Here is a 25,371-nt window from a genome sequence, read left to right as displayed (position 1 = left end):
GGTGCGAAGCACCGCGCGCGAGATCGTTATGAGAGCGCTGATCTTTCCAGGTTTCCAAGACTCACGAGGTCGATTGACTTTGCGTTTGCGTTGGTTCCGCTGATTCGGTGTGCAAGCGAAAGAAATCGTCGTGAATCGCAGAGCCCAAGCCGTTCAGTTGTGATTGAAAACGGTCGATATATTCGTGCATTCCTTCGCGAATGATGTCATCGATGCTGGTGTAGTCTAGTTCCATTCTTAGTCGGCCCATACGCTGTTCCGACTGAAATCTGAAAGTTCCCATCGGACTACCCGTTATCTGACAAAGGGAGTGCTGAGCACGTACCAGGCAGAAGTGCATGGCCCGGGGGAACTCGGCATCCAGAATCAGGAAGCGGGCGACGTTTGTAGGGGTTATGCGGCCGTAGAGTTTACGATACATGGTTAGCGCGCTGGCCGACCGTAACAATGCGGACCACCGGACGACATCAAGCGAACCGCCTATCTCCTCGGCGGTGGGTAACAACAGGTAATACTGAACGTCGACAATGCGCGACGTTTTATCGGCACGCTCCATGAGCATGCCCATGCGGCCAAAGTGCCAAGCCTCGTTTTGCGACATCGTTGCGTCGGTCAGCCCCAGCAAGGTGTGGCTGGCGATCTTCACCGCGTCGCAGAAATCATTGGGATCCGATAGCGGTTGCCCTTGTCGGGCGGCCGAGCGGACTAGCAGGTAAAACGTATTAATCTGTTGCCACATCGGCACCGTGATCGTGTCGCGCACGCTGCGGGCGTTCTCACGGGCGTTGTTCACGCACGAGATAATCGAGTTGGGGTTACGCTGGTCGTAGGTAAGAAACTGCAGCACGCTCTGCCGAGTTGGCTGACCATACAGTTCCTCGAACAAGGCTTCGTCGCCGGTGGTATAAATGAGCGGTGCCCATTGATGCCCCAGGGCAGAGCCTTCGCCCAGCGTGAGGTTGTAGTTGACATCGATAAACCGCGCTACGTTTTCGGCACGCTCGATGTAACGTGCCATCCAATAAACTGCCTCTGCGACCCGACTAAGCATGCTCGCCCCCATAGGCGGCTGCATGATTCATGGACAATTGATGCGCTTCATCAGTCCGCAGAACCCATGTGTCCTTACTGCCACCGCCCTGCGACGAGTTGACGACCATGGAGCCTCGAACTAGCGCGACACGGGTCAACCCGCCCGGCATCACGTAAATGTCTTTGCCACACAGCACGAACGGCCGAAGGTCGACGTGCCTGGGCTCCAGTTGGTTGTCCACCAGCGTGGGAACCGTCGAGAGCTGTAGCATTGGTTGTGCGACGTAGTTTCGCGGGTTGGAGCGAATAAGGTCGACGTACTTGGCCCGTTCCGAGGCCGAAGCCTGAGGGCCCATCAAAATGCCGTATCCGCCCGACTCGTTGGTTGGCTTGACCACCAGCTTGTCGAGATTGGCAATCACGTGTTCGCGTTGCATGTCGTCGGAACACAAGTAGGTCGGCACGTTCGACAGGATGGCATCCTCACCAAGGTAGTACTTAATGATCTGCGGCACGTAGGCGTACACCGCTTTGTCGTCGGCCACCCCGGTTCCAGGGGCATTTGCCAGGGTCACGTTGCCGCGACGGTAGGCGTCGATCAGTCCGGGAACTCCCAAGCAGGAGTCTTTGCGGAAACAGGTGGGATCGAGGAAATCGTCGTCGATCCGGCGGTAAATCACGTCGACACGCTGCACCCCGTGGGTGGTCCGCATGTACACAAAGCCGTTGTCGACCACCAGGTCGGAGCCTTGAACCAGCTCGACACCCATTTGTTGGGCGAGGAACGTGTGTTCGAAGTAGGCCGAATTGTACACGCCAGGCGTCAGCACCACGGCGGTGGGCTCCACCGCATGGGCCGGAGCGCATTCGAGCAGGGTTTGCAGCAGTTGTTCGGGATACTCTTCCACCGGCACTACCGACATGCCTTCGAACACCTGCGAGAAAGCCCGCTTCATCACTTCGCGGTTTTCGAGCACGTACGAAACGCCAGAAGGGCAGCGAAGGTTATCTTCGAGCACGTAGATCGTGCCATCGTCGTGGCGAATCAGATCGACACCCGAAATGTGGCACCACACGCCCTCGGTAGGGGTGAAGCCCTGCATTTGCGGGCGGATGGTCTTCGCCGACTCCAACAGTTCTTTGGGAACCACCCCGTCTTTGAGGATCTTCTGATCGTTGTAAATGTCGGATACAAAAAGATTTAGGGCATGGATTCGCTGTTTCAGCCCTTGTTCCACCCGCTTCCACTCGTCGGCATCGATGATCCGCGGTAGTAGATCGAACGGCCACACCTTCTCGGTGCCATCCTCATGACCATACACGTTGAACGTGATGCCCATGTTTACGAGGTTTAGCTCCGCCGCCTGTTGGCGATCGGTGAGCTCTTGTTCGGGGATTTCTTGCAATCGAGCGACGAACTCCCGACAGGAATCGCGGGGAGTGCCCTCGGAACAGAACATTTCGTCGTAGCCAGCAGGGGCGTAATTCATCGAATAGGGCGTCTGTTTTGCGAAGGAAGACGAGTGGCGAAAGCGATCAATCTCTCCCGACTGCACAGAAACTGCGCACGACGGGGGTATTATCCGGGCAGCTTGTCGCTGGACAAACCATAAACACGGTAATTTTGCAATTTTTTATACAGCTAGCAAACACGGATTAAGCAGTGCAATATGCGTACCGCTCGGCGGTGCAAGCGTAAATGTGGGAGGTGTTTGCGGGTGTTGGCAATCACTATTCCTGGTGACGGATCGACCAATCGACGTTGTTGAAATCATCGATTTTGGGTAGCTTCGGATACCCTAACCAAAAAGGCACTCTCCCCCTTGGTGCCGCCGCCCCGCTGGCGCGACTCGATGTTCGTCTTGCGAACCGAGTTGGCCACTACCCCCGCATGGATGCAAGGGCCCGATTGGGATTTAAGGAAAAGCCCGGCGATGAAGATCCAACACCTCGCCTTCGATCGTTACGAAGGCCAAGACCCCCGTATTGCGCTCGACCTGACCAACGGACTGAACGTGGTCGACGCGCGCCAACCGCTCCTGGCCCGTCAGCTCGCCGATCTCGTCGGCCATGTGCTGTACGGTGCACGTGTTTGCGATCGCGATGCCATCGTGCACGATCACCCAGGCTATGTCGACGTGGATAGTAGTCTGGGACGTTTCCGTATGGAGCGTCACGCCGACCGTGCGAATCGCGGCACTTACACCGAGCCTCGGCTCACCGTGGCCCCGCTCGAAGGTCATCATGCCCAGCCCGGGACCGCTAGGCAGTTGCTCAAGGGCTTGTCGCCTGAAGTGGCTGCTCGCTTGTTGGTGCTGCGACGAAGCGACGACGATCAACTGCAGTGGTTGCTTTCCGAATCACTAGCCACCGAGCTGCATCGGATCGAGCGGGTGCATCCCGAGCACGTGGAGAGTCGTGACATCCCCCACGATGCGAGCGACTTGTTCACCACGCGCGATCGGTTGTCGCATCAGATTGAACTCTTGCTTGCCGAAAAACGGCGCAGCAGCGAGGCCCTCGAGGCGGCCATCAGCGAGTTAAGCCTGGAGTACGATGCTGCCCAGCATCGCCATGCGGAATGCCAGCACGAACTCGACGAAGTACTCGCCCGCCTGGCCGAACTGGAAACCCAACTGAGATACCACGAACTCTCGGAGTTCGTAGGGCGCACCGCCGACGAGGCGTACCATCAAGATCAACAGTCGCTACTGGCCGATCTCGACGAGGAGATTGCCAAGTGGCGTCGCGCCCTGGCCGAGCTTGAAGCTCGCGAAGCCCAGATTCGTCAGCAGCTCTCGCAGCGGCATCCCGATGATTCGTCGCCGCTGTTGCCGTTGGCCGACCAGCGGGCGGCGATCATGGTGGCCCACCGCCTGGTGGCAGATCTCGATAGCGAGGTCGCCCGCTACGCTCGGCCGAGCGATTCACACGCCTGCCTGTGCCGCCATACGCACGCCCGGCTGCATCCGTTGGTCGATACGCTGGGCCAGCAGATCGAGAAACTGGCCGGGCTGGTCGAGCAGTACGAAGCTGCGGTAGCCATGGACCAACTGAAGCTCGAAGCCGCGCATCTCGAGCGTTCGCAACAGGAACTGCGGGCGACGATCGATCACCTGCTCGATCGTCGGCAATCGCGGATGCGGACTTCGCGGGCACGCAACAAGGTCGAGGGTCTCGACGTGCAAGCGTTGCCTAAGGACTGGCAGCGGTTGCGCGAAGATCTGGAGAATCAGCGGGGCGATCTGACCGGGGAGTTGGAGGAAGCCGACCGCCACATCCACTCCCTGTTGTCGCGCCGTGATCGCTTGCATCATGAGCGTGCGGAACTGATGAACGATGCCAACCTGGTGCAACTGCGTCAGGATTTGGACGAAGTTACTCGGCGAATCGAAACTCACGCCCCGCGTTCGGCGTCGACCATCGGTTACTCGGTCGCACCTTGGCGGGCCTCGGACATTCTGGCCAAGCTCAGCGATGGACGGTTGCGTGAAGTTCGTCTCGCCGAAGGTGGCCGGCAGGCCACCGTGCTGAATCGTCACGGCAGCACCATTCGGCAGTCGGATCTGAACGAAGTCGACCGCCGGTTGCTATCGATCAGCCTGCAGCTGGCCGCCGTGGCCGGTGTTGCCCAGTGGGGGCTCCGCCTGCCGCTGGTGGTGGCCGATCCCTTTGCCGAACTCCCCGCAGCGGAATCGGCGATCCTGGCATTGGTGCTGCAGGACCTCGGTCGTGCAGGGCATCAGGTGCTGGTCTCCACCTCGTCGACCGCGGTGGTCGATCGACTCCGCTCGACGGGGCAAGCCATCCTGACCGTTGGTGGTCCGCAAACTCCCTCTACCAGTGAACCGGTGACCACCGGCCTGCGGGCGTTTCAGGCGAAGACCATTACCACGCCGATCGAAGTAGAAGAGGATCAAGAGGACAACGGTTGTGCGCTGTCGCTGGACGACTCCATCGACCGGTTTGCCGTGTTTGGCGAAGACACCAAGCAGCTCTTCAGTGCGATCGGAATTCACGAGATTCGCGACCTGCTCGACGCCGATGCCGACGACGTGTCGCACGCCTTGGATCGCACGGGGATCTCTGGTTCGATCGTCGAGCTGTGGCAAACACACGTGGCGATGCTGGTGTACGTACCCGATCTCACGTTGCACGACGCCCAGTTGCTCACCAGCGCTGGGGTTCGCAATCTGCAGCAACTGGCCGACGCCGATGCGGAAGAGCTACACGAAGCGATGGAAGAGTACCTGGCCAGCCCGCGGGGCGTGCGCTATCGGTCGCGGCAAGGCATGGGCCTTCGCCAAGTGTCTCGTTGGATTGCGAACGCGGGTAGCACCCGCGCACGTTGGGCCAGCACTCCCTATGCGAGTCGCACGGCCAATGGCACCACGCGAAAGGTCAGCCAAGCACCCGCACCGAACGGGCGGCGACGCAGTTCGACCAACGGCACGCGCCGCGCGGTTCCGAGTCGCAAAGAGCGGCCGCTGCGATTCCGATTGTCGCGCAAGAGCCCGGTGGTCGATGCTCCTAGCATCGGTCCCAAGACCGCGAAACGCTTGCAGAAGGTGGGCGTGCAGACGGTTGCCGACCTGTTGTCGGCCGACTGCGATGCCTTGGCCGAATCGCTCGACGTTCGCCATATCAACGCCGAAACATTGGTGACCTGGCAACACCAGGCTCAACTGATGTGCCGAGTGCCCGAGCTTCTGGCTCGCGACGTGCAGGTGATCGTCGGCTGTGGATTCACGACGCCCGAGGGAATTGCCTCGGCGAAAGCCAGCGACCTGCTGGAGTTCGCCAAGTCGTACCTCGCCACGCCCGAAGGAGCCCGTGCTCTTCGCAATGGCGAAGCACCCGACCTCGCACGCGTGAAGAAGTGGATCTACTGGGCGGAGAATCGTCGAGAGTTAGAAGCCGCTTAGCGGGGAGTTATCGGTCGGTGTGCTCACGGGACGATCGATTTCCCTGAGACTCACGCGCAACGAGCCGCTGTTTACTTTCCGCAATCGAACTATGCGACTGCTTCCGCATCGAGCAGGCGGCGCTTGGTCACGAGTCCGCCGGGAGCGGAGTAGCCTCCCAGGTGCCCGCCCGATCCGAGCACGCGGTGGCAAGGTACCACCAGTGGAAGCCGGTTATTGGCCATCACGTTGCCAACCGCCCGTGCTGCACCGGGGCTGCCAGCCTTGGCGGCCAGTTCGGCGTACGAGAGGGTCTCGCCCCAGCTCAACGCACGGCAGGCATCGACCACCGCTTGGCCGAAGCTCGTGAGGTGGTCGGTGTCGACCGGAATGTCGGCAAAGTCGCAAGACTCACCAGCGGCAAACGAGCGTAGCCGGCAACAGAGATCGCCCACCCAGTCGCTGAGCTCGTCCTGGTCGACCAGTTGCATGCGCTCGGCAGATACCACCTCCATCAACGCATCGAACGTCGGTTGCCCGAAGATCACGCGTGATAAGCGGTCGTTCGTCACGCCGACGGCCATCCAGCCCAGTTCGGTCTCGAAGGCAACCGCTTCGCAAAGCGACTGAGAAGTGGATACAGGGGCTTTGGTCTGAGGCACGGTTCGTCTCCACTTACTGGTTCGTCCCGACGAGCGGGAAAGCTACAAGTACGAGTGCGTCGGCCTCAGCAGCCAGGGCTACAGCCCGAGCAGACGATCGACGCTGGCCATCAGCCGATCCATGGGGAACGGTTTGCGGATGTAGTCGTCGACACCCAGCATCTCGGCATAAGCCTTATGGCGACTGCCTTCGTTGGCCGTGATCATAATGATGCGAGGCGGGTTTTCGCGGGTGCGGCGAAGCTTCTCGAGCACCAGGAAACCACTCCGCTTCGGCATCATCATGTCGAGGATCACCAGGTCGGGATCTTCGCGCTCGGTGATGGCCAAGCCTTGGTTGCCATCGCGGGCGACCAAGATCTCGTGCCCCTTGGCCTGCAGGGCCAGACGCAGCGATTCTATGATTTCGGCGTCGTCATCCACCAAAAGGATGCGCTTCTTCTTGTCGGATTCCGCCTTGGTGTCTTTCGCCATTTCGATTTCAACGGTTACGATTGCGGGAGTGCCGGCTGGTGTCGTGCGACCAATCCGTCCGGCGAGGATCAAACAACCATGTATATCCGTTATGGGCCCATTTGGAAACGCCCTACCGGTCTCCGTGGAAAACCGCCGAATCATTAGCCAGCCTCTGCGATTTGCAGCTTTTGCGCAATTTCACACGTAAAACCATGTGCGATTCCTCCAAAACACCTCCTCAATCGGCAGCCGCCAGTCCGCTCGAAGCACTGCAGTTGCCCTATCGACCCCAGGATCCGCAGTGTTATCGGCCTGGAATCGCACTCGTCGGCTGCGGCGGCATCACCCGGCACCACTTGCAGGCGTATTGTGACGCTGGTTATCCAGTTCGCGGATTCTTCGACATCGACCGCTCCCGGGCGACGGATCGCCGTGACCAATTTTTTCCTCAGGCGATCGTTTACGACTGCCTGGAAGACCTGCTCGCGAATCCGGATATCGAGGTGGTCGATATTGCGACCCACCCAAGTGAGCGGGTGCCGTTGATGGAATCCGCCTTGCGGGCCGGCAAGCACGTGCTCAGCCAGAAGCCGTTTGTCACCGATCTCGACGCGGGGGAACGACTCGCCCAGATTGCCGACGAGCATGGCTTGCAACTCGCGGTGAACCAGAACGCCCGCTGGGCTCCGCACTTCAGCTACATCCGGCAAGTGGTCCGCACGGGGTGGATCGGTCCCGTCGTCGCGGTGCACTTTGCGATTCATTGGAATCATGGTTGGGTGAAAGGAAGCCCGTTCGAGCAGATTCCTCACTTGGTGCTCTACGACTACGCGATCCACTGGTTCGACATGCTGGCCACGCTGATGGGGGACGAAGGTCCGGTGCGAGTGTTTGCGTCGGTGGCCTGCAGCACCGAGCAGCAGGTGCAAACTCCACTGCTAGGGCAGGTGCTGGTAGAGTACGAGCACGCCCAGGCGACGCTTGTGTTCGACGGCTGCAACCCCGGCAAGAGCCTCGATACTACCTACGTGCTCGGGGCCACCGGCAACGTCCGTTCCGAGGGCATCGACGACAACCACCAACAGGTGATCGTTGCGAACTCCCTCGGGGAGTGGCGTCCCGTTACCGAAGGGCAGTGGTTCAACGATGGATTCCACGGCACCATGGGCGAACTACTGCTAGCCATCGAGCAGCAGCGCACGCCCGAGAATCACGCACGACAAAACCTGCGCGGCCTCGCACTTTGCTACGCAGCCATCCATAGCGCTAACACCCACGAGCCAGTCGTGCCTGGCACGATCCGGCGCCTGCCGGAGTAGGCTCGCGAGTTGGCCAGTGCGTTCTTAGGCAGCCGCTTCGCCAGTATCGTCGCCCTGGATGTAGGTAGTGCCTTTGTAGGTCTGTGACCAGAACACGTAGACCACCGCGGTTACTAACATCATCACCGTGAAGAACCAGTAGTAGGTAGCTCCCGGAAGCTTGTTGGTGCCATCGCCGTTCTGGATCACCAGATTTACCACTCCGGTAAAGATGTTTCCGATCGACACCGACAGCATGCAGAACGCCATGATGAGCGACTTCATGCGTTTGGGAGCTTGCGTGTAGAAGAACTCCAGCATCGTGATCGATACCATGATCTCAGCAGAGGTTAGCACAACGTAGGCCAGAATCTGCCAGATGATATGAGGCGATTCTCCCGCGACAATTCGCGATTCAATCCATCCCGAGATGGAGAAAGCGAGCACGGTCACGAACAACCCGATACCGATCTTACGCAATGGGGTCACTTCGAAGCTCTTACCCATGACCGGATAGATCACGTAGGAAAAAACTGGGATGAGCATCATCACGAATAAGGGGTTCACCGCTTGCAGTTGCGAAGGAAGCAATTCGAGGCTAACGGCGTTGCCTCCCCAATTGATGGTGCCGAAGCTGCGATTCATGTTTTCGGCTTGTAGCACCCAGGCCGAGGCCGTTTGATCAAAGAGCGACCAGAACATAGCCACCAGTAGCAGCAGCGGGGCGAGATTCAACATGGCTTTGATGCCATCGCTGCCGAAGGTCTCGGTGAAGAAGGTATTGCCACCAGCAGGGACGTGGACGAATCGGTTGCGACCAAGCCAGAACACAAACGTCGCCAAAGCCATCAGAATGCCCGGTACACCAAACGCCCACCCCGGTCCGTATTTGACCAGCAAGATGGGAGTCAGCAGAGTCGATACCGTAGAACCCAAGTTGATGGAGAAGTAGAACCAGCTATACACGCGGGCGAGCAGATGCTGGTTGCGCGTGCCGAACTGATCGCCCACGTGGGCGGAGACACAAGGTTTGATGCCCCCTGCGCCGAGGGCGATGAGTCCAAGTCCTACGAACAAGATCCAGCGCATTGGAATCGCGGACTGAGGAATATCCATCGTCGCCAGAACGCCGTGCCCAGCACAGTACAGGAGCGATAGGTACAGAATGGTGTTGTATTTGCCCCAGAGCCAGTCGGAGATGATGGCTCCAAGGAATGGCGTAAAGTAGACAGCCGCGGTAAAAAACGAAACGCTCGCTTTGGCCGCCTCTGGGCTCATGGGATCGAGTACCCCGGTCGTATCGAGGAGGTACTTGGTCATAAAGACCGTGAGGATGGCTTTCATGCCATAAAAGCTGAATCGCTCGGCCGCTTCGTTGCCAATGATAAAGGGGATGCCAGGGGGCATCGTCTCGATATCAAATGGCGTCGTCTGTTGGTGTCCACCTTTGAGTTCAGGTGCGGTTTCGGGGCTCGTGTATGGAGAGTCAGACATCCAAAAAGGCCTACGGTGGAAGGGGCGGACGGGGGGCGGCGGCAAGGCCCCAGTGTAACCTAAACGCGACCCAAATTCCCAGGGCGCCGATCTTCGTACTCCCCGTGCAAGGTGTGGTTGAGCCACCCGTGAAACGCCGCGCAGAAGCGTCGCCGCATGAGGGACACCGTGCGATCATTCGGCGGTATTTCCCCCTCCCTTTGTCCAGGACGATCGTCCCTCGCTACGTCGAGGTGAGGAACTGGCTGCCTGGTTGGTTGGCTGGCAAGTTCAGGACAGCGGGGAAGGAGTTGGCCCCCGCCTGCACTCCAGGGGGTGAGGTGACTCGCAAATAGCCCAATTTTCACTGGAAATTGGCCACCAGTGGTGTTCTAATGAATAGGTGGTTGTGGCTGTCGGCTTTCCGCCTTCGGCTGTTGGCATTGTGATGAGAGGAGGTTTGCAACATGTGATGTTTCCGATCAACTCGAACCTTTAGCGATGCGCAGGCGAACGGTTGCTGGCGCCCGGGGTCACTGCTGCGCGGTTGGTAAAGCGGTCGTGGGGCACTCGTTGATAGCGCGTTCGAAGTGACCGGCTGAGATCTTTCAGTCGCTGGAAGCTCCCTCAAGATGACATCCCCTGCCCCCTGACCCCCGAATCCTGACTCCTCCCAAAATAGTTTCCCATGGGTGGGAATCTATTATCCAACCGATGGGGTTAGAACCCTCGCCTTCAGGCGAAACCTTCAGGTTCATATACTACTGGGATGGATAGTTACCGGACTGGAGCACATAGCCGCTTTGATTTGAAATACCATTTCGTGTGGGTCACGAAGTACCGCAAGGCGATCCTGAGAGGTGACGTCGGGGTACGGGTGCGTGAAATCGTGCGTGAGGTGTGTCGGACGAACGATATTGAGATACTGCAGGGGGCGGTCTCGGCCGATCATGTGCATGTTTTGTTGTCATGCCCTCCGAATCTCTCGCCCAGCAAGATCATGCAGTATCTCAAGGGCAAGAGTTCGCGAAAGCTTCTGATGGAGTTCCAGCATCTGCAAAAGCAGTACTGGGGGCGTCATTTGTGGGCCCGCGGGTATTTTGTGGCGTCTAGCGGAAGTGTGACTGAGGAAGCGATCACCGCGTATATCCAGGGGCAGCGGGGAACGGAGCCCAGCGACGGGGAAGATAACTTCCGCGTAACGCCTTCGTGAGTGAAGGACTTCAGTCCGTAGCTCACGAACTCTTCCCAAACCTACCGGCTTCCAGCCGGTAGTAGTTCAGTTTGGGCACATTCCGTGGAGGTGTTGATGCAACCTATTACCTCTCAACGACTTGCGACCGCCAACCACCGCAGAAATAGATTCCCACTCGATGCGTTTTGGGAAATGGGAATCTATTCGGTCGCTAAAACCACTGGTTTTACAGCGTGCGTGCAGATTCAATTTTCCCATCGGTGGGTAAATTGGGAATCTATTCGTGGGCGGTGGGAATCTATTTCGTCCGGTCGGGAAGATCGCCCTCTGCGGGGAGCTGCAGACTGGGACCGACTAGAGAACAGCTGGGGAGGGAAGCTCATGACCGGATGCCGAACCCCGACTGGTTCTCGAGTTGACTTCGTGTCGACGGCACGAACCGGACCCAGAGGAACGATTACCTACGGATTACCCTCGGACTCGTCGCCGGCGAAATGCAGTCGGAACTCATGGTCCAACCGAGAAGCTCGGAAGGTTACACCGCTTTGGCTAAGGCGAGAGTTCTCGCGCCTTTTCGGCCGCCTGCTGGGTGACGAGCGGGGCCGCATCAAGGTCGGTAGTCGGTTCGCTGGGATGCCAGAAGAGGGAGAGCAATCCGATGCCGATCAGCAGCAGAGCGATCGGCGCGAGCCAGGGCAAGTTGCGTTCGACCCGAGTTGGTTGCTTGGGGATCGAAGGAATCAGCGTGGTAGCCAAGCCAGGGCGAATCACGCCGAGTTGATCGGACAGATTGAGCAGCGCGGTGGTAAGGTCGGCCGGCGTTTGGTATCGCTGCTCCGGGCGCTTGGCAAGCATCCGCCCGACCACCGCTGCGAGCGGGGCGGGCACATCGGGACGCAGTTCGGCCAGCATCGGTGGAGGATCGCCTTGGTGGCTGAGCAACTTCTGAAGCGGAGTCCCCCCAGGGAATGGCGGCCGCCCGGTAAGCATGTAATACATGGTGCAGCCGAGCGAGTAGATATCGCTCCGCGTGTCGGCATCGCGAGGGCTTCGCGCTTGTTCGGGGGCAATGTAGTCGAACGTGCCGATCGTCATGCCGGTTGCGGTGAGGTCTTCGTCCGCGTTGGCCGGAGCGGTTGCGCCGACCTCGTGCATGCGTGCGAGCCCCATGTCAACGAGCTTCGCTTGACCATCGGCGGTGATCAAAATGTTCGACGGTTTAATGTCGCGATGCACGACGCTCCGCTGCCAGGCGTGGGTCAGTGCGTCGGCAATTTGGAGCGAGTAGCTTACCGTGTCGGAAATCGAAAGCGGGCCGCTCTGGGCAACCAGATCGCGAACGTTGATGCCCTCGATGTACTCGAAGATGATGTAGCGGAGGCCACGGTTCTCGCCTACGTAGTACACGCGAGCGATGCAAGGGTGATCGAGACGTGCAGCAGAGCGGGCTTCCATTTGGAACCGCTTGGCGGTCTCTTCGTCGCCCGCCTGATGGGTCGAAAGCACCTTGACCGCCACCGTGCGATGGAGCACGGTGTCGCGCCCGCGAAGCACCGCGCCCATTCCGCCACCGCCGACGAACTCTTCGAGCACCACATCGTCGAGCTGATGGCCGACCAGTGCTCGACCCAAGTCGTAAGGCTTCAGGCCGGAGAATGGGGTCTGGTAGTCGATCGGCGGCGACATCGAAATGGTCGTCAGATCGTCGTCGTGGCCAAAGTCTTCGGAAAAGCTCGCCGTGGGATCGTTGTCCGACCGCGCACCCTGACCGGCGACTGTGGCGTCGTCGGCCGGTGGATGCGATTCAGGAGTGGGTGTTTTGTCGGTCATTTTACGGTCGGCAGGAGACCCTGCTTGGCGGTACTTTGGGGGGCAGGTGTTCGCTCCCCTTCCATCATACTAGCCAATCGGGTCGATCGAGGCCAAATCTCCGTTGCTCCCGGTGAGAGAGATGATTTTCAGTTGGATTTTGCTGATTAAATTCGAGCATTGCATCAGGAAAATCGAAAACGCCTGGTCGGCATAGAGTTCTTCGTCGGTGAGTTCCTGCAGGGCGCGAAGCTTGATGTTGGTGACTTCATCGAGCATTTTGCGCAACTGCTTCGGATCGGTGGTCCGCATCTGCGCCCGCTCGATGTCGAGGGTTTTTTGCAGCAGCAGGTCGAGCCGATCCTTCTCAGCCTGGAGTTTTTTGTTGTGATCACGTTTGCGAATGCGCTCGGTCCGCCGCCAGAGCAGAAAGAGTCCTGCACCCAGTGCGAATAGTAGTTCCTTGGTAGCAGCCATCGACTCCATCATCGCCGCGATGGAGCTAAGCCGATCGACAGGGTTGAAATAGCCCCGCGATACTTCATGCGGTTCGATGGGGCACCAATCGAGCGCCTGCGAGCGGGGAATCAGGTTGGCAAACTTCGTTCGCAAACCATGTTCGTAGAACACTTCGAGCATCGCATTGACGAGCGTGTTCGACGCTTTGTCGGTGACCACTACCAAGCCGGCGGTGGCTAGTGTTTCCACCGGCTGCGCAGGTGTAGTAGGTGCACCGGAGAAGTACCCGGTGGGAATCGTATACGATTGCCATTGAATACTACGGTCGGCGTAACCTTGTGATTCGGGGATCGATACCAAATCGAACTTGCCCGAGTCGAGCAGACTGTTCACATCACGATTCTGTAATCCGGTGACGACAATCGCTGCGTCGACGACTCCCGATTCGAGCGGGCTGAGGAAACTATCGTGCGGAGTGTCGTCGATCGGTTCCACGACATGCACATGAAAGTGAGAGAAGAGTTCTTGGGCCGAGAGTCGCGAGCCCGAGTTAGCAGGCCCGAGATAAACCGGCGAACCTTCCAGCTGCCGGATCGACTCGATCGGAGTGCCGCGGGGAGCAACCACCAGCAACGGTTCAGGGTAGAGCGGAGCGACGATCTCCAGCGTGGCGTCGTGTTCCAGTTGGCCACCGAGGAGCTGATCGCCTTGCATCATGGCGATGTCGACTTCGCCAGCGGCAAGCAGCTGACGATTCACGACCGAGCCGGTGGTGGTTCGCAGTTCCACCTCGCGCCCGAGTTCTTCCTCGAGCAGTGGCTTGATGGCCAGCCACACCTGGTGGTACAGGCCATGCTCCTCGCCGGTGGCTACGCGTATGGTACTGGGGAGCCGGTCGCGACGCATCAGCCCGACCACGGCCGAGGTGATGACCAGCAGCACGAAGCCCCACACCAGCGCAAAGCGTAAAGTACGATTGGCGGATATCTTCACGGCGAAAACCGAAATGGATGGCAGGTGACAAAAAAGGGGCTCGATTCCAAAGTTGGATTCGAGCCCCTTTATATTAGGTCACCGATCGATGTGGCACAAACTGCCACCCTAGGTTTCGCTGGTTAGAAGACAGTTTCAAGTTCTTCAAGGGCGAGAACCAAGGCTTCGTCGGTGGAAGCTTCACGAGAGTCGAGGAAGCCGTCGACCAGCAGGTCGTTGTCAGCTTCCGGCTGAGCAAAGGCCAAATCAACCACGTTGGGCGTGCTGCCATTCACTTCCACGTCGTTCTGGGGAAGTTGGGCAACTGGCTTGCCGCTCTTAGCGAGCTTGCCAGCGGTGCGATCAACCAAGTTGCCATCGACCGTGGAGATCATGCCCGGCAGCTTCGTTTCCTGCGAGCGGCTCGTCAGCGGAGTCGCCATGGAATCAATCTGCTGGAAGACAGGACCGTACACATCGGTTACCACGGTGACTTCACTGGAAGCAACCACGTCGTCCTGCGTATCGGTATGGTGGACGATGGCAATATCGTCGAGCGTGGCCGATTCGCTGGTGTCAGCCACAGCGGTCGAAGCGTCGCCCGCACTGACTTCAGGCTGCTCTGTTTCGCTGGTACTGGCTGCAGCCACGGCAGCGTTGCCAGCGTCTTCCGACGCAGGGGTATCGCTGTCACTGGAAGTGGTGCTCGATAACGAAGCGACCACTTCAGGTTCCAAGCCTTGGTCTTCAGCATCTGCTTTGCTGCTTGCCAAAGCTGCCGGCGAGGCGTAGATCGTCTGCACTGGCAGTGATACCGATCCGAGGTTGTCACGCCAGATGGTGTAATCGGCGAGGTTCACGGTGCCATCGCCGTTGCCATCGGCTCGCAGATCCACGGTGGAACCTACCGATTGTTTCCAAACGGTGTAGTCGTCCATCGTCACCCGGTTGTCGCCGGAGTAGTCGCCTGCGAGTTGCTCGAAGAACGAGGTGGAGACGGTCGATCCCAAGATGTAGTCTTCGACTTCACCGATTAGAGCTTCGCCAGTGGGTTGGTTGAACTGCGAGTAACCACCTTCGCCATAGCGGAAGCGGGCGGCTAGGTTCTCAGCAGCTACTTCATTGGGTACTACGAAGGTAAGCTCGTTGAGTCCTTCAGAGAGTTGCAGTTGCCGCGAATTCGGCAGTGTGATTCCGGCCGCATTGCCAAACGACAGATGCTCGCCCAGGTCGTCGAAATCGCCATCGTTGTTGAAGTCGATCCAACCTTGCAGGAATAGGGCGTCGGAGCTCGCGATCACATTGATACTGATGGTCTCACCAGCCACAATGGTCTCAAGTACTTGAACACCGTCGTCAAGCGAGTCGAGATCAGCGCCCGCACTTGGCTGTCCATCGACCTCGGAAGACACACCACTGCCGAGGAAGAATCCATCGACGATCGCGTGACTAGCACCGCCAGACGTAGCAAGCGTTTGGTAAGTGTCGTCCAGATCGCCATAGTCGCGAGCAATGCTCGTGGCCGCTGCTGGATCGTAGAAACCAAAGTCGTACAGGCCGTTGTTGCCAGCGGAGTTGCCACTTTGGACCACTACATGCGGGTACTGACCAGCGATTGGCCCGGTGCCATCTTCCTCGGCATAGCCGGAAGGTGGAACCACGTGAATGGCGTAGGTGCCAGCCGCTAGTCCCTCGAATAGATAGCTACCGTTGTCACCAGTAACTACCGACAAGTCGCCGGCCGAGAGGTCGCCAGAGGCATCCATATCGAGGTAGACCGTTGCACCAGCCAAACCACCTTCGCCAGCGTTGCGTGTGCCATTCTGGTTGAGGTCGTTATAAACAAAGCCCGATATCGTGGCGTTGTCTTCGGGCGTCACTCCGAAGTCGAGGCCGGTCGAGATGGTTTCGCCCGGTTCTACGTTAATGCTGTAGAACGCTAAGCTCGGCGAGAAGGTGCCGTTTAGAGAGCCAGCAAATCCTTCTGCAGTCAGAGGATCCTTCGTGGGAATCCAGCCATCGACGTGGTCGAGCATTACTGTGTAACGACCAGCACCGGTGTAGTAAGCAAACTCCTGTGGATTGCCGAAAATATCGGTGTCGGAGTTAATGTCGGTCGAAAGCACAACACTGTACGAACCATCGGGCTGGGTGATGGTCATCGGCTCGAGTGCCTCATCGATGCCGTTGTCAAAAATACGGTTACCGTTGTAGTCGAGGTAGTCGAGTACGCCGTTCTGGTTGACATCGATGAACACCCGGAGTTGCTCGATGGTCGACTCTTGAGCATCTTGGATGTTGCTCCAGTTGAAATCGGCATACACGTTACCTTCGAGAGTGACATCGTGCGGTTGCAGGATGAAGTTGCTCTCGATGTAGTAGTTCTGCACGCTCATGTCATCTTGAATACCAACACGGTATTCATGCATGTCGTCACCGACTACGTCGTACCCTTCGGGCAGTTCGAATCGAATCTGGTAGTCATAGAGGGGAGAGTTGGTATCGGTGGTGTAATTCCAACCGACATCAAAGTAATAATTGCCATCGGCTGTGGTGTAGGTGTAGTCTTCGTCTGCGTCCCACTCGCCGTTTTCATTGCGATCGATATAGACCTTGATGCCTGAAACTGGCCGTTCGTTGTCGGTCAATAAGAACGAGTCGCCAGTTGGCATCGCGGCGCTGTTGGCAATGGCGATTTCATCGACTCCATCGAGGCCGGTCACAATCGCTTCTTCGGCATGAACACCTATGAAGTCATAATCGCCATCGGCGTTGGAATCTAAACCAATAGTGCCCTTAATTCGGCCGCCCAGGGTATTTGGACCAACCGTATTGGCAACGTGGAAATCAACACTGCCATTGAGTGTCGTGCCACTCTCCGACCAGTTTTCGATCACTAATTGCCAATTACCGCTAGTTGCGACCCCATTGCCGTCGAGATTGGCGTTGGCGGCAATTACCTCACCTGTGATGGGATCGATGGTTCCGTTGCCTTCGGTACGCTCACCCCAGTGGCGATTCGTCGTAAAGGTATAGGTCACCTGACCTGTGTCGGTGAGGCCACCATTCGTGGCTACTTTCTCCCAGTTGGTAAGTTCTGAGTAGGTGCCGTCGGGAGAGACCAAGGTCATCCGAAGCATTTCTGTAGCTTCGGAATCCATCGCGAAATCCATGGTGACTTCCACGTACTCCACGGTATAGTTCGCAGGGACGACAATCGGAATTGCTTGTCCACCCCGGGAGTTAACCGGCAATGGATCGGGAAGTTCATCTGGTGGATCGAACATCAGGTCGGCCCACAGTTGATAATACTCACCAAAGCCAGGTTGTCCGCCGACACCGCCTGGCACAGTAAACGTGTTACCAGCACCGGTGTAAGTCTCAGCCGCGGGTACAGTAATGTTAGTAAAACTTGAGCTGATGATGCTCGAGTTCGTTTGCCCTCCCAGAGTTCTCCAATTGCTGGCAAGCTCTACTGCCAGTTTGGCGTCCACCGCTCCGTGTCCATAACCATAGCTGAAGCCATCGTGCACCGTGTATCCAGCACCATTCGCTGGCAATGCAAACTGGAAATCGGTCGACTCAGGCACACCACTTAGTGCCGGTTTATTTGGATCGCTGGCGTAGGTGGGATCTATAGCTCCCTGTGGTAACCCCATCACGTCGCGGGGATCGGTAAAGATGGGGCGAGAGTTCACCTGCCAACCACCTGCATCATCACCACCGGTATCTGTAGCGTCGACTTGGTAGGCGGATCTCACCAAAATTTCCTGCACGTCGCGGAGCGTGAGATCTACACCATTGTCTTTGGCGGCTTCTACCATCAAGGCCACGACACCTGCTACCATGGGGGCAGCCGCAGAGGTGCCATTAAATTCCGAAGTGTAGTCAAGATCTGGGAACGGATCTCCATCAGAGTTCAGGCCCGAGTTCGAATTGTTGTAACCATTCTCGCCCGGTAGGTCGGTGGTCAGAATCTCATCAGTGGGAGCGGTCACTAGGATCGAAGGCCCACCTTCGGTGTAGCTGGCCGTGGTGCCGCTGTAGTTCAATCCCGAGACATTGACGACGTAAGGAGAGCCAGTAAATGCCTCGTTGGCGGCGGTATCTCCGGTTTCAGCATCGTTGCCGGAAGCAATCACGTGAATCACACCCAGGTTGCCGCGACTGTCAAATACCGAGTCGATGATACCTTGGGCTTGTCCAGGCGACATTGGTGCGAGTAGTCGGCTTGGATCCCCCTCGCCCCAACTGTGGTTGTAGATCTCAATGTCTTCATTGTTGAGTGTGAAGAGCTGGTAGATGTCGTCATCGTCAATGGTGACACCAAGCAGATCGGTGCCGAGGAACCGGAAGTCGGCCAAGTTCGCGTCGTAGGCGACGCCGACGGTGCCGATGCCATTGTTGCCATCGGCAGCAATAATGCCAGCTACCGCAGTGCCATGGAAGTCGCCCTCGAGATCGAGAATCGGGCTATTGGTCCCTTGGTTAAAGTTGAAGCTTAGCGCAGTATTGACGTTGTTAACTAGGTCGGGATGCAACTGGTAGAAACCGGAGTCTACCACGGCGACCGTTACCCCTTCGCCGGTGGCAATTTCCCAAGCGTCTTCGATGTTGAGGTCGTAGCCCCAAACGGTATACTCATTGAACTCGTTGGGATCACTTACTTCTTGACCCGTATTCAAGATGTACCACTGGGAATCGTAGTATGGGTCGTTGGTGACATTTCTGGTCGAAATGTTGGCTTCCACACTAGGGTAGAAGTACTCGATGTTCGAATTCGACTCCAGCAGGCTGATAATCGAACTACTCGAGAGATTGCCAGCCGCAGCGTAATAGGTATTGTCGAGCGCAGTCGATGCCTTCAGCATCGGCATACCGGTTTGCGACAGAAAGTTGGAGGCATTCACCGTGCCGTCAGTCTTCACTACCCACTGTGTGGCACTCTCCAACTGCGTACTGCTGTAGTTCGCTAAGTTCGAAGCGTTCGTAAACGCAACGGTAAGCATCCGCTCGGTTATGTATTCTTGTGCGTTGCTGACGACTTCCGCGTAGATCGGATCCGCCGACATCACGATACGATCTTCCAATCGTTCGAGCGAACGCAGTTTCTTGTCTCGGTTAATCCGACTCTTCTTCCACCACGATCGCTTGGATTTCTTACCCATTTGGTAGCAGCCTTCTTGATGCCTGGAAGCTAGATAGCCTCTGTAACGTTTGTCTGTTCCTGTACTTCCGATCGGAGACCGTCCTTGGTCTTTGCGCCTTCACGAGAGCTTTTGTGTACCGATCGCTGCAGAGCGAGAGCCAAAAGAAGGGAAGGATGGGTTCCGTGCGGTTATTCCATTCCTATTGATAGTAACAACAGTGAAAAAACGTGTCAAACTAAAGTGGGTAAACGGGTTAGAACGTGTAAGCGTCTCGAAAGTAGGCATGAAATCGGTTCTAATATATTGTGCCGGGTGACTCTTCCTATTTTGCCACACGCCAGGAGATGATCATGGCCTATTCGCCGCGTGAGCCAATCGAGCTAAACGAAGAGGAGCAGCGGACTTACGAGCTTCTAAAGGAGGCTTGCGACGATGACATTCGTCGCATGGCCAAGTTGTTGCACGACAAGGACGACTCGAATCTGTTTGGGCAAACGGAGTTCGACCTCCGCGACCGAGTGCATGCACTCGGAGCCAAGGCCTTGGAAACAGTCGCCAACGAGCGACAAAAAAAGGGACGGGTACGAGAAAGCTAGCTGCGTCTGCCCGACCTGCAATGGCGACGCCCGCTGCGTGAACGTTCGCTCGCGGTGGGTCGATAGCCTGCTCGGCCCACTGCAAGTGAGGCGTCACTACTACCACTGCCGCCGGTGCCGTCACGGATTGTTTCCGCGGGACAAAACGTTGGGACTCGGCAAGCGAAAGTTTAGTCCGGCCGCGGCCCAAGTGGTGAGCATCACCGGCGTGCAAACGAGCTTCGCTCAGTCGAGCGAAGTGACACTTCGTAAACTGTGTGGACTGAAGGTCAGCGAGTCGACCGTCGAGCGAGTCACCGAAGACGCTGGCGAGCGTCTCCAAACGTTACTCGCCGCAGGCGAGACGTTTGGCAACACAGAGCCGTTCGCCTGGCAACGCGACGCGCATGGCAAGACGTGCGCGTACGTGAGTCTCGACGCCACAGGCGTGCGACAGCAAGGCCCTCGTGGCGCGCAGGCCGAGGGCCGCATGGCGTACGTCGGCATGATTTACAACATAAACAGCGAGCAGGATGCTCGCTCGCCCGACCCGCATTCGGTGCGGTATTTATCGGGGTTTTATGAACTCCCGGAACTTGGGCGGCAACTGCGTCGCCAAGCCGCCGCGGTTGGGTGGGACGAGGCAGAGCAGCAGATCGCGATCTCGGATGGCGGTGCTGGTTTAGAAGAGTTCTTGCGAGTGCACTTCCCGCGTGCGGAGCGGATCCTCGACTTCTGGCACGCGAGTGAGTACCTGGTGGAATTAAGCCAGTCGCTCTATCCGGACGACGAGGAGCATCGCACTGCTCAGTTGGCATCGTGGTGTCACCGGCTGAAGCACCAAGGAGGCTTGAGCATCGTGTGGATGTTGCAGTCGCTGGAGAAGACCAACTGGTCTTCCGCTCAACGCGAAGCTTATACGACCTGCCTGCGATACTTCCAAAACCACCAGCACAAGATGAACTACCCCCGCTACGTGGCCCACGGCTGGCAGATCGGCAGCGGCCCGGTCGAGAGCGCGTGCAAAACCGTCGTGGCGGGGCGCTTGAAGCAAAGCGGCATGCGCTGGAGCCAGCACGGCTCAAACGCCGTGTGCCACCTCCGCGCCCTCTACCTCAGCCAACGCGGCTGCTGGGAAGACTACTGGCAAAAGTACGCAGCTTAAGCAAACTGCCCACAATTGTGACGCTTACACGGTTAGAACGATTTTTCGCTTCGCAATCGTCCCATTTTCTCTTCGTTGAACTCCACCAAGCTGATAGCAGACCGCGGAATGGCGCGAAACTGTGCCAATTAAAAAAACATTGACGGTTTTGAGGAGAAATATGCTTTTTCGGGTTCAATCGGTCCGATAGATCTTGCAGCTATCCTTCTCGCCACAGGGGACCGAGGAGGAGGCCCATTTAGAGGACTCCAAACAAGTGGAAGTCCAGCACGATTCATTGCATGGTAACTGGCCAGAGGTACTGGCCGTTGGCCAGCTTCGAGGGGGGAAACTTGATGAACTCGGCACCTTTTTACGGACGTCGCGCCGCCTGGGCTCTTGCCGTGGCTCTTATCCTGCAGGCTGCTGCTCACGCACAGGTGCGGCAAGCCATTTACAACGGAGGCGATCAAGCCCAACCGGCTGCTCGCCAGGCGAATCAACTACAGCAGAGTAACGACAGTTGGGTCGACGCTTACGGGAATCCCGTGATCGTCCCTGCGTCGTACTGCGGACAAGGCTGTGCCCCGATGGCATGCCCTCCGGGCGGCGGGCCTGGCATGTTTGCTGGCGGGTTGCCGTGTGGTAATCCCGGCGGTGGACCTTACGGACCTGGTGGCCCATTTTGTGCGGGTATGGGAATGGATCCCTACGCCGCAGGTGGAGTGAACCTCGGCATCGACCAATGCGGACCGCACTACTTCGACTTCTCGGCCGAAGCGGTCTATTGGAAGAAGGAACGATCTTCGGACCCTACGGTCAATTTTGCCACGATTGGTATTAATGACATCAGCGCTGGTGTGGCTGACGACCTGTTGCTCAACACCGACGATCTCGACTTCGACTGGGAACCAGGTATGCGACTGACTGGTCGTTACGACCTGGGGGCCATGTCGATGCTCGAAGTGCAGTACTCGGGGCTTTATGAATGGGGAGCCATTGCTGGACTCTCCGGTTCCGACGATATCTACTCGGCTTTCAGCAACTTCGGTATCGGTATCGATACCACCGGCGATGGCAATCCCGACCAGGCGGTTGGTGGTGTCGGTCTGTCGTCCACCGAGCAAGCCTCGGCGGTTGAGCTGGAACTGCTGAACGAACTGCACAACGCCGAAATCAGCATTCGTCGCTACTGGGTTGGTGCCAGCCCGCGGGTCACTGGTACCTGGATGGCTGGTTTCCGCTACACCCGTTTGACCGAAGACCTGAACTACGGCACCAGCGGCACCAGCGGCAATGCCTTCTTCGCGACTGGAACCACGAACGATTTGTGTGGTTTCCAAGCGGGTGGCGACATGTGGATGACCATTCGCCAGGGCTTCCGAGTCGGTGCCCAGGGTAAGGCTGGTATTTACAACAACCGCATGGAAAGCTTTGCGACCATCACCTCCACTCAGTTGGCCCAACCGCTGGTCGAGCGAGTGAAAGGGGATCGTGCCGCCTTTATCACCGAAGGTAACGTGAGTGTGGTCTTCGATGTGATGCCGAACATGTCGCTGCGGGCTGGTTACGACGTGTTGTTCCTCAACACCGTAGCCTTGGCTGCAAACAACTTCAACTTCGACAATGCACCGCTGCTGGGTGGCACTCGCACTCCAGTGCTCATCGAAGAAAGCTCTTCGCTCTATCACGGTGCGAACGTTGGTTTGGAATACGTATGGTAACCACAGCTTCGGTGCTCCGGCACTAGCGGTTACCCTTTGCTGACTGCGGCAAAATTGTCAGCAAATTGATATCGGGGGGAGGGACGCGCGAACCCATGGCGGCGAGTTCGGTCTTATAGCCGGATTCGCCGCCTCGCGCCATTTCTACAGGGCACCAGTGGCAGCGTTTCGTTCCAAGACCACTGATATTGGGTGCCACTTCGCAGTTTTTGTGCCTTTCCTGCAGCGGAAATATCGACTGTAGGCAGCTACGGATTGCGAGGTATAATAGAGGTAGAGGGGTACAAGGCCCTCGCGGCGCACCTTGCTTTTGCAACCAGCCTACTACCTTCCCTACGCCCATCCGTATAGGAGCTACCACCTTTTGCCAACTGACATCGATCGTAAACAAGGAGTTGACAGCGAAACTGCCGTCCTCGTTGGCGTCGAGCTTCCTGGAAACAACCTCACGGAAGAGCCTCTTGAAGAACTTTCTGGCCTGGCCGAGACCGCAGGCGCCGAAGTCGTCGCACGACTCACGCAGCGCCGCGAGACACCTGATAAGACTACTTATCTCGGCAAGGGCAAGCTGGATCAACTCACGCAGTTGGTCAAAGCTACCGATGCAGACGTTGTGATCTTCGACAACGATCTGTCGCCCGCCCAGGTTCGCAATCTCGAGCAGGCTTTGGGAGTGAAAGTACTGGATCGCACCGAGCTGATCCTCGACATCTTCAGCACCCGCGCTCAAACCCACGAAGCCCGCCTGGCGGTAGAGCTAGCTCAGCTAGAATACGCGCTGCCACGGTTGAAGCGGATGTGGACCCACTTGTCGCGTATGAAGATGGGTGTCGGCATGCGTGGCCCGGGTGAAAAGCAATTGGAGACCGACCGCCGGTTGGTCGAAAAGCGAATCGTCGACCTGCGTCGCGATCTCGATAAGATTCATCGTCGCCGAGAACGCGAAGTCGATGGCCGTAGCGACCATATGACTGTCTCGCTGGTCGGCTACACGAATGCTGGCAAGAGCACGTTGATGAACCGCATCACCGGCGCCGGAGTGCTTGCTCAAGACAAGCTGTTCGCAACGCTCGACACTCGCACTCGCCGGTGGACGTTGCCGGGCTGGGGACCGGTGCTGCTCAGCGATACGGTGGGGTTCATCCGCGAGTTGCCTCACCGGTTGATTGCTAGCTTCAAGGCAACGCTCGAAGAAGCTCACCAGGCCGACCTGCTGTTGCACGTGGCCGATGCCAGCAATCCTTCGGTGCTCGACCAGATTTCAGCAGTCTACGCAGTGCTTGCCGAGCTAGGTATCGAGCAAAAAGATACGCTGCTGGTGCTCAACAAGGTCGACCGTATGGAAGATCCGGCCGAGCTGACCAAGTTGCTCGATCGCTATCCTTCGGCCATTACCGTCAGCGCGGTCACCGGCGAGGGCGTGGAGCAACTTACCAAAGGGGTGAGCGACGCGTTGAGTGCAGGCTTTGTGGATGCCGATATCACTTTTCCGGTGCAGAATGGCCGCCTGGCAGCCTTTATTGCCAAGAACGGCGAGATCCTCAGTCGTACCCACACGAACGAGGAGACCACCATTCATTGCCGAATGCCGCGAAAGTACATCGGCCGCATTGATGCCGCCGAGGCGACGATCCAAGAACGCAAGCCGACGATCTCCGTAGGCGACCGCGGTAATACAACCCTTGGTCGCGAATCGGAATCTGTGGACGAAGTAGCCTAATGGCACGACGCGATCCTGGCAGTTTGAGAGCCCTTGTGACCGGAGCTTCGGGAGGAATCGGCCGGGCGTTGGCCATCGAACTCGCTCGTCGCGGCGCGCGGTTGCTCCTGATGGCTCGCAATGCCGAGCGACTCGCCGAAGTCGCGGCCGAATGTCAGACAGCCGGCGGCGAAGCCCATATCGTCGCGGGCGATGTCACGCAGTCCAGCGATCGGTTGGCCGCGCTTGCTGCAGCGACCGAACACTATGGCGGGCTCGACCTGTTGGTCAACAACGCTGGCGTCACCAGCAGCGGCGACTTCGCAGGCAGCTCGCCCGAGATCATGCGGTCGATCTTCGAGGTCAACTACTTTGCGGCCACGGAACTCACGCGCGAAGCGATTCCTCTGCTGCGCGAAGGCAACACGCCGATGATTGTGAATATCGGTTCGATTCTCGGCCACCGTGCGATCCCCCTGACCGGCGAGTACTGCGCGAGCAAGTTTGCCCTCACCGGGTGGACCCAGTCGCTGCGGGCGGAGCTTGCCAGCCAAGGAATCGACGTGCTACTCGTCTCGCCCGGAACGACGAACACCGAGTTTCATCAGAACGTCGTGAAGGGACGCAGCAAGCTGCCATGGGCCGGCATGAAAGGCGTATCGGCCGAGCACGTCGCTCGCGCAGCGGTGCAGGCCATCGCTCGCGGCAAACACGAGATCGTCCCCAACTGGCGCGGCTGGTGGATGCTGGTAGCGCACCGCCTGGCTCCGACGCTGCTCGACCACGTGATGGCTGCCATTGCACGGAAGGCAAAGTGAT

The 25,371-nt window shown here is 58.0% G+C and carries 16 protein-coding genes; 8 read left to right on the top strand and 8 right to left on the bottom strand.

Annotated elements, in window-relative coordinates; genetic code table 11:
- Positions 1-61: 61 nt before the first annotated feature.
- Both Pan181_RS16770 and Pan181_RS16765 read right to left on the bottom strand, forming a co-directional pair.
- Positions 62-1,018 carry an alpha-E domain-containing protein gene (locus Pan181_RS16770; protein ID WP_231943621.1) on the bottom strand — a complete coding sequence of 319 codons (957 nt, stop codon included), beginning with the start codon at positions 1,016-1,018 and terminating at the stop codon, positions 62-64.
- 25 nt (positions 1,019-1,043) lie between these two features.
- Positions 1,044-2,522 carry a circularly permuted type 2 ATP-grasp protein gene (locus tag Pan181_RS16765; RefSeq protein ID WP_145248364.1) on the bottom strand — a complete coding sequence of 493 codons (1,479 nt, stop codon included), beginning with the start codon at positions 2,520-2,522 and terminating at the stop codon, positions 1,044-1,046.
- Between the two features lie 444 nt (positions 2,523-2,966).
- Here Pan181_RS16765 and Pan181_RS16760 point away from each other — a divergent pair, with 444 nt between their 5' ends.
- Positions 2,967-5,957, top strand: coding sequence for a DUF4332 domain-containing protein (locus Pan181_RS16760; RefSeq protein WP_197528433.1), 2,991 nt, complete (start codon positions 2,967-2,969; stop codon positions 5,955-5,957).
- Positions 5,958-6,046: 89 nt separating this feature from the next.
- Here Pan181_RS16760 and Pan181_RS16755 read toward each other — a convergent pair whose 3' ends face one another.
- The gene (locus Pan181_RS16755) at positions 6,047-6,598 is read right to left on the bottom strand and encodes a methylated-DNA--[protein]-cysteine S-methyltransferase (protein WP_145248360.1); all 552 of its coding nucleotides are present in this window, start codon (positions 6,596-6,598) and stop codon (positions 6,047-6,049) included.
- 78 nt (positions 6,599-6,676) lie between these two features.
- On the bottom strand, positions 6,677-7,072 hold the full coding sequence (locus Pan181_RS16750; RefSeq protein WP_145248358.1) for a response regulator transcription factor: 396 nt from the start codon (positions 7,070-7,072) through the stop codon (positions 6,677-6,679).
- 194 nt (positions 7,073-7,266) lie between these two features.
- Between Pan181_RS16750 and Pan181_RS16745 the strand changes: the two genes are divergently transcribed.
- Entirely contained in the window at positions 7,267-8,373 is a 1,107-nt protein-coding gene (locus Pan181_RS16745; protein WP_145248356.1) for a Gfo/Idh/MocA family protein, read from the top strand.
- Positions 8,374-8,397: 24 nt separating this feature from the next.
- Here the strand turns inward: Pan181_RS16745 and Pan181_RS16740 are convergent, their stop codons facing one another.
- Positions 8,398-9,846, bottom strand: a complete 1,449-nt coding sequence (locus tag Pan181_RS16740; protein WP_145248354.1) for a POT family MFS transporter — start codon at positions 9,844-9,846, stop codon at positions 8,398-8,400.
- A 748-nt stretch (positions 9,847-10,594) separates the two neighbouring features.
- Here Pan181_RS16740 and tnpA point away from each other — a divergent pair.
- Positions 10,595-11,038 (top strand): IS200/IS605 family transposase, encoded by a 444-nt coding sequence (tnpA, locus tag Pan181_RS16735; protein WP_145246807.1) that lies wholly within the window; start codon positions 10,595-10,597, stop codon positions 11,036-11,038.
- 531 nt (positions 11,039-11,569) lie between these two features.
- Here the strand turns inward: tnpA and Pan181_RS16730 are convergent.
- From Pan181_RS16730 to Pan181_RS16720, 3 genes are all read right to left on the bottom strand, one after another.
- On the bottom strand, positions 11,570-12,850 hold the full coding sequence (locus Pan181_RS16730) for a serine/threonine-protein kinase (protein WP_145248352.1): 1,281 nt from the start codon (positions 12,848-12,850) through the stop codon (positions 11,570-11,572).
- 69 nt (positions 12,851-12,919) lie between these two features.
- Positions 12,920-14,281 carry a TAXI family TRAP transporter solute-binding subunit gene (locus Pan181_RS16725; RefSeq protein ID WP_145248350.1) on the bottom strand — a complete coding sequence of 454 codons (1,362 nt, stop codon included), beginning with the start codon at positions 14,279-14,281 and terminating at the stop codon, positions 12,920-12,922.
- Positions 14,282-14,403: 122 nt separating this feature from the next.
- A complete protein-coding gene (locus Pan181_RS16720; RefSeq protein WP_145248348.1) occupies positions 14,404-19,428 on the bottom strand; it encodes a S8 family serine peptidase in 5,025 nt (1,674 codons plus the stop codon).
- A 332-nt stretch (positions 19,429-19,760) separates the two neighbouring features.
- On the opposite strand from Pan181_RS16720, the gene Pan181_RS26185 reads away from it, so the two are divergent.
- The 5 genes from Pan181_RS26185 (at position 19,761) to Pan181_RS16700 (ending at position 25,370) form a co-directional block, all read left to right on the top strand.
- On the top strand, positions 19,761-20,006 hold the full coding sequence (locus Pan181_RS26185; protein ID WP_197528331.1) for a hypothetical protein: 246 nt from the start codon (positions 19,761-19,763) through the stop codon (positions 20,004-20,006).
- Positions 20,007-20,043: 37 nt separating this feature from the next.
- Positions 20,044-21,150, top strand: coding sequence for an ISKra4 family transposase (locus Pan181_RS16715; RefSeq protein WP_231943587.1), 1,107 nt, complete (start codon positions 20,044-20,046; stop codon positions 21,148-21,150).
- Between the two features lie 383 nt (positions 21,151-21,533).
- A complete protein-coding gene (locus Pan181_RS16710) occupies positions 21,534-22,853 on the top strand; it encodes an Lpg1974 family pore-forming outer membrane protein (protein WP_197528432.1) in 1,320 nt (439 codons plus the stop codon).
- Between the two features lie 364 nt (positions 22,854-23,217).
- On the top strand, positions 23,218-24,573 hold the full coding sequence (gene hflX / locus Pan181_RS16705; RefSeq protein WP_231943620.1) for a GTPase HflX: 1,356 nt from the start codon (positions 23,218-23,220) through the stop codon (positions 24,571-24,573).
- On the top strand, positions 24,573-25,370 hold the full coding sequence (locus Pan181_RS16700; protein ID WP_145248344.1) for an SDR family oxidoreductase: 798 nt from the start codon (positions 24,573-24,575) through the stop codon (positions 25,368-25,370). The genes hflX and Pan181_RS16700 overlap by 1 nt, the downstream gene beginning before the upstream one ends.
- The last annotated feature ends 1 nt before the right edge of the window (position 25,371 follow it).

Source organism: Aeoliella mucimassa (assembly GCF_007748035.1).
Lineage (GTDB): Bacteria > Planctomycetota > Planctomycetia > Pirellulales > Lacipirellulaceae > Aeoliella > Aeoliella mucimassa.
This window is presented reverse-complemented; position numbering and strand designations above follow the sequence as displayed.

Bases quoted from the DNA above. Each gene is read 5' to 3' on its own strand.
- Pan181_RS16770 (WP_231943621.1), bottom strand. From the start codon at position 1,018: ATGGCACGTTACATCGAGCGTGCCGAAAACGTAGCGCGGTTTATCGAT.
- Pan181_RS16765 (WP_145248364.1), bottom strand. From the start codon at position 2,522: ATGAATTACGCCCCTGCTGGCTACGACGAAATGTTCTGTTCCGAGGGC.
- Pan181_RS16730 (WP_145248352.1), bottom strand. From the start codon at position 12,850: ATGACCGACAAAACACCCACTCCTGAATCGCATCCACCGGCCGACGAC.
- tnpA (WP_145246807.1), top strand. From the start codon at position 10,595: ATGGATAGTTACCGGACTGGAGCACATAGCCGCTTTGATTTGAAATAC.
- Pan181_RS26185 (WP_197528331.1), top strand. From the start codon at position 19,761: ATGGCCTATTCGCCGCGTGAGCCAATCGAGCTAAACGAAGAGGAGCAG.
- Pan181_RS16750 (WP_145248358.1), bottom strand. From the start codon at position 7,072: ATGGCGAAAGACACCAAGGCGGAATCCGACAAGAAGAAGCGCATCCTT.
- Pan181_RS16745 (WP_145248356.1), top strand. From the start codon at position 7,267: ATGTGCGATTCCTCCAAAACACCTCCTCAATCGGCAGCCGCCAGTCCG.
- Pan181_RS16740 (WP_145248354.1), bottom strand. From the start codon at position 9,846: ATGTCTGACTCTCCATACACGAGCCCCGAAACCGCACCTGAACTCAAA.
- Pan181_RS16700 (WP_145248344.1), top strand. From the start codon at position 24,573: ATGGCACGACGCGATCCTGGCAGTTTGAGAGCCCTTGTGACCGGAGCT.
- Pan181_RS16720 (WP_145248348.1), bottom strand. From the start codon at position 19,428: ATGGGTAAGAAATCCAAGCGATCGTGGTGGAAGAAGAGTCGGATTAAC.
- Pan181_RS16760 (WP_197528433.1), top strand. From the start codon at position 2,967: ATGAAGATCCAACACCTCGCCTTCGATCGTTACGAAGGCCAAGACCCC.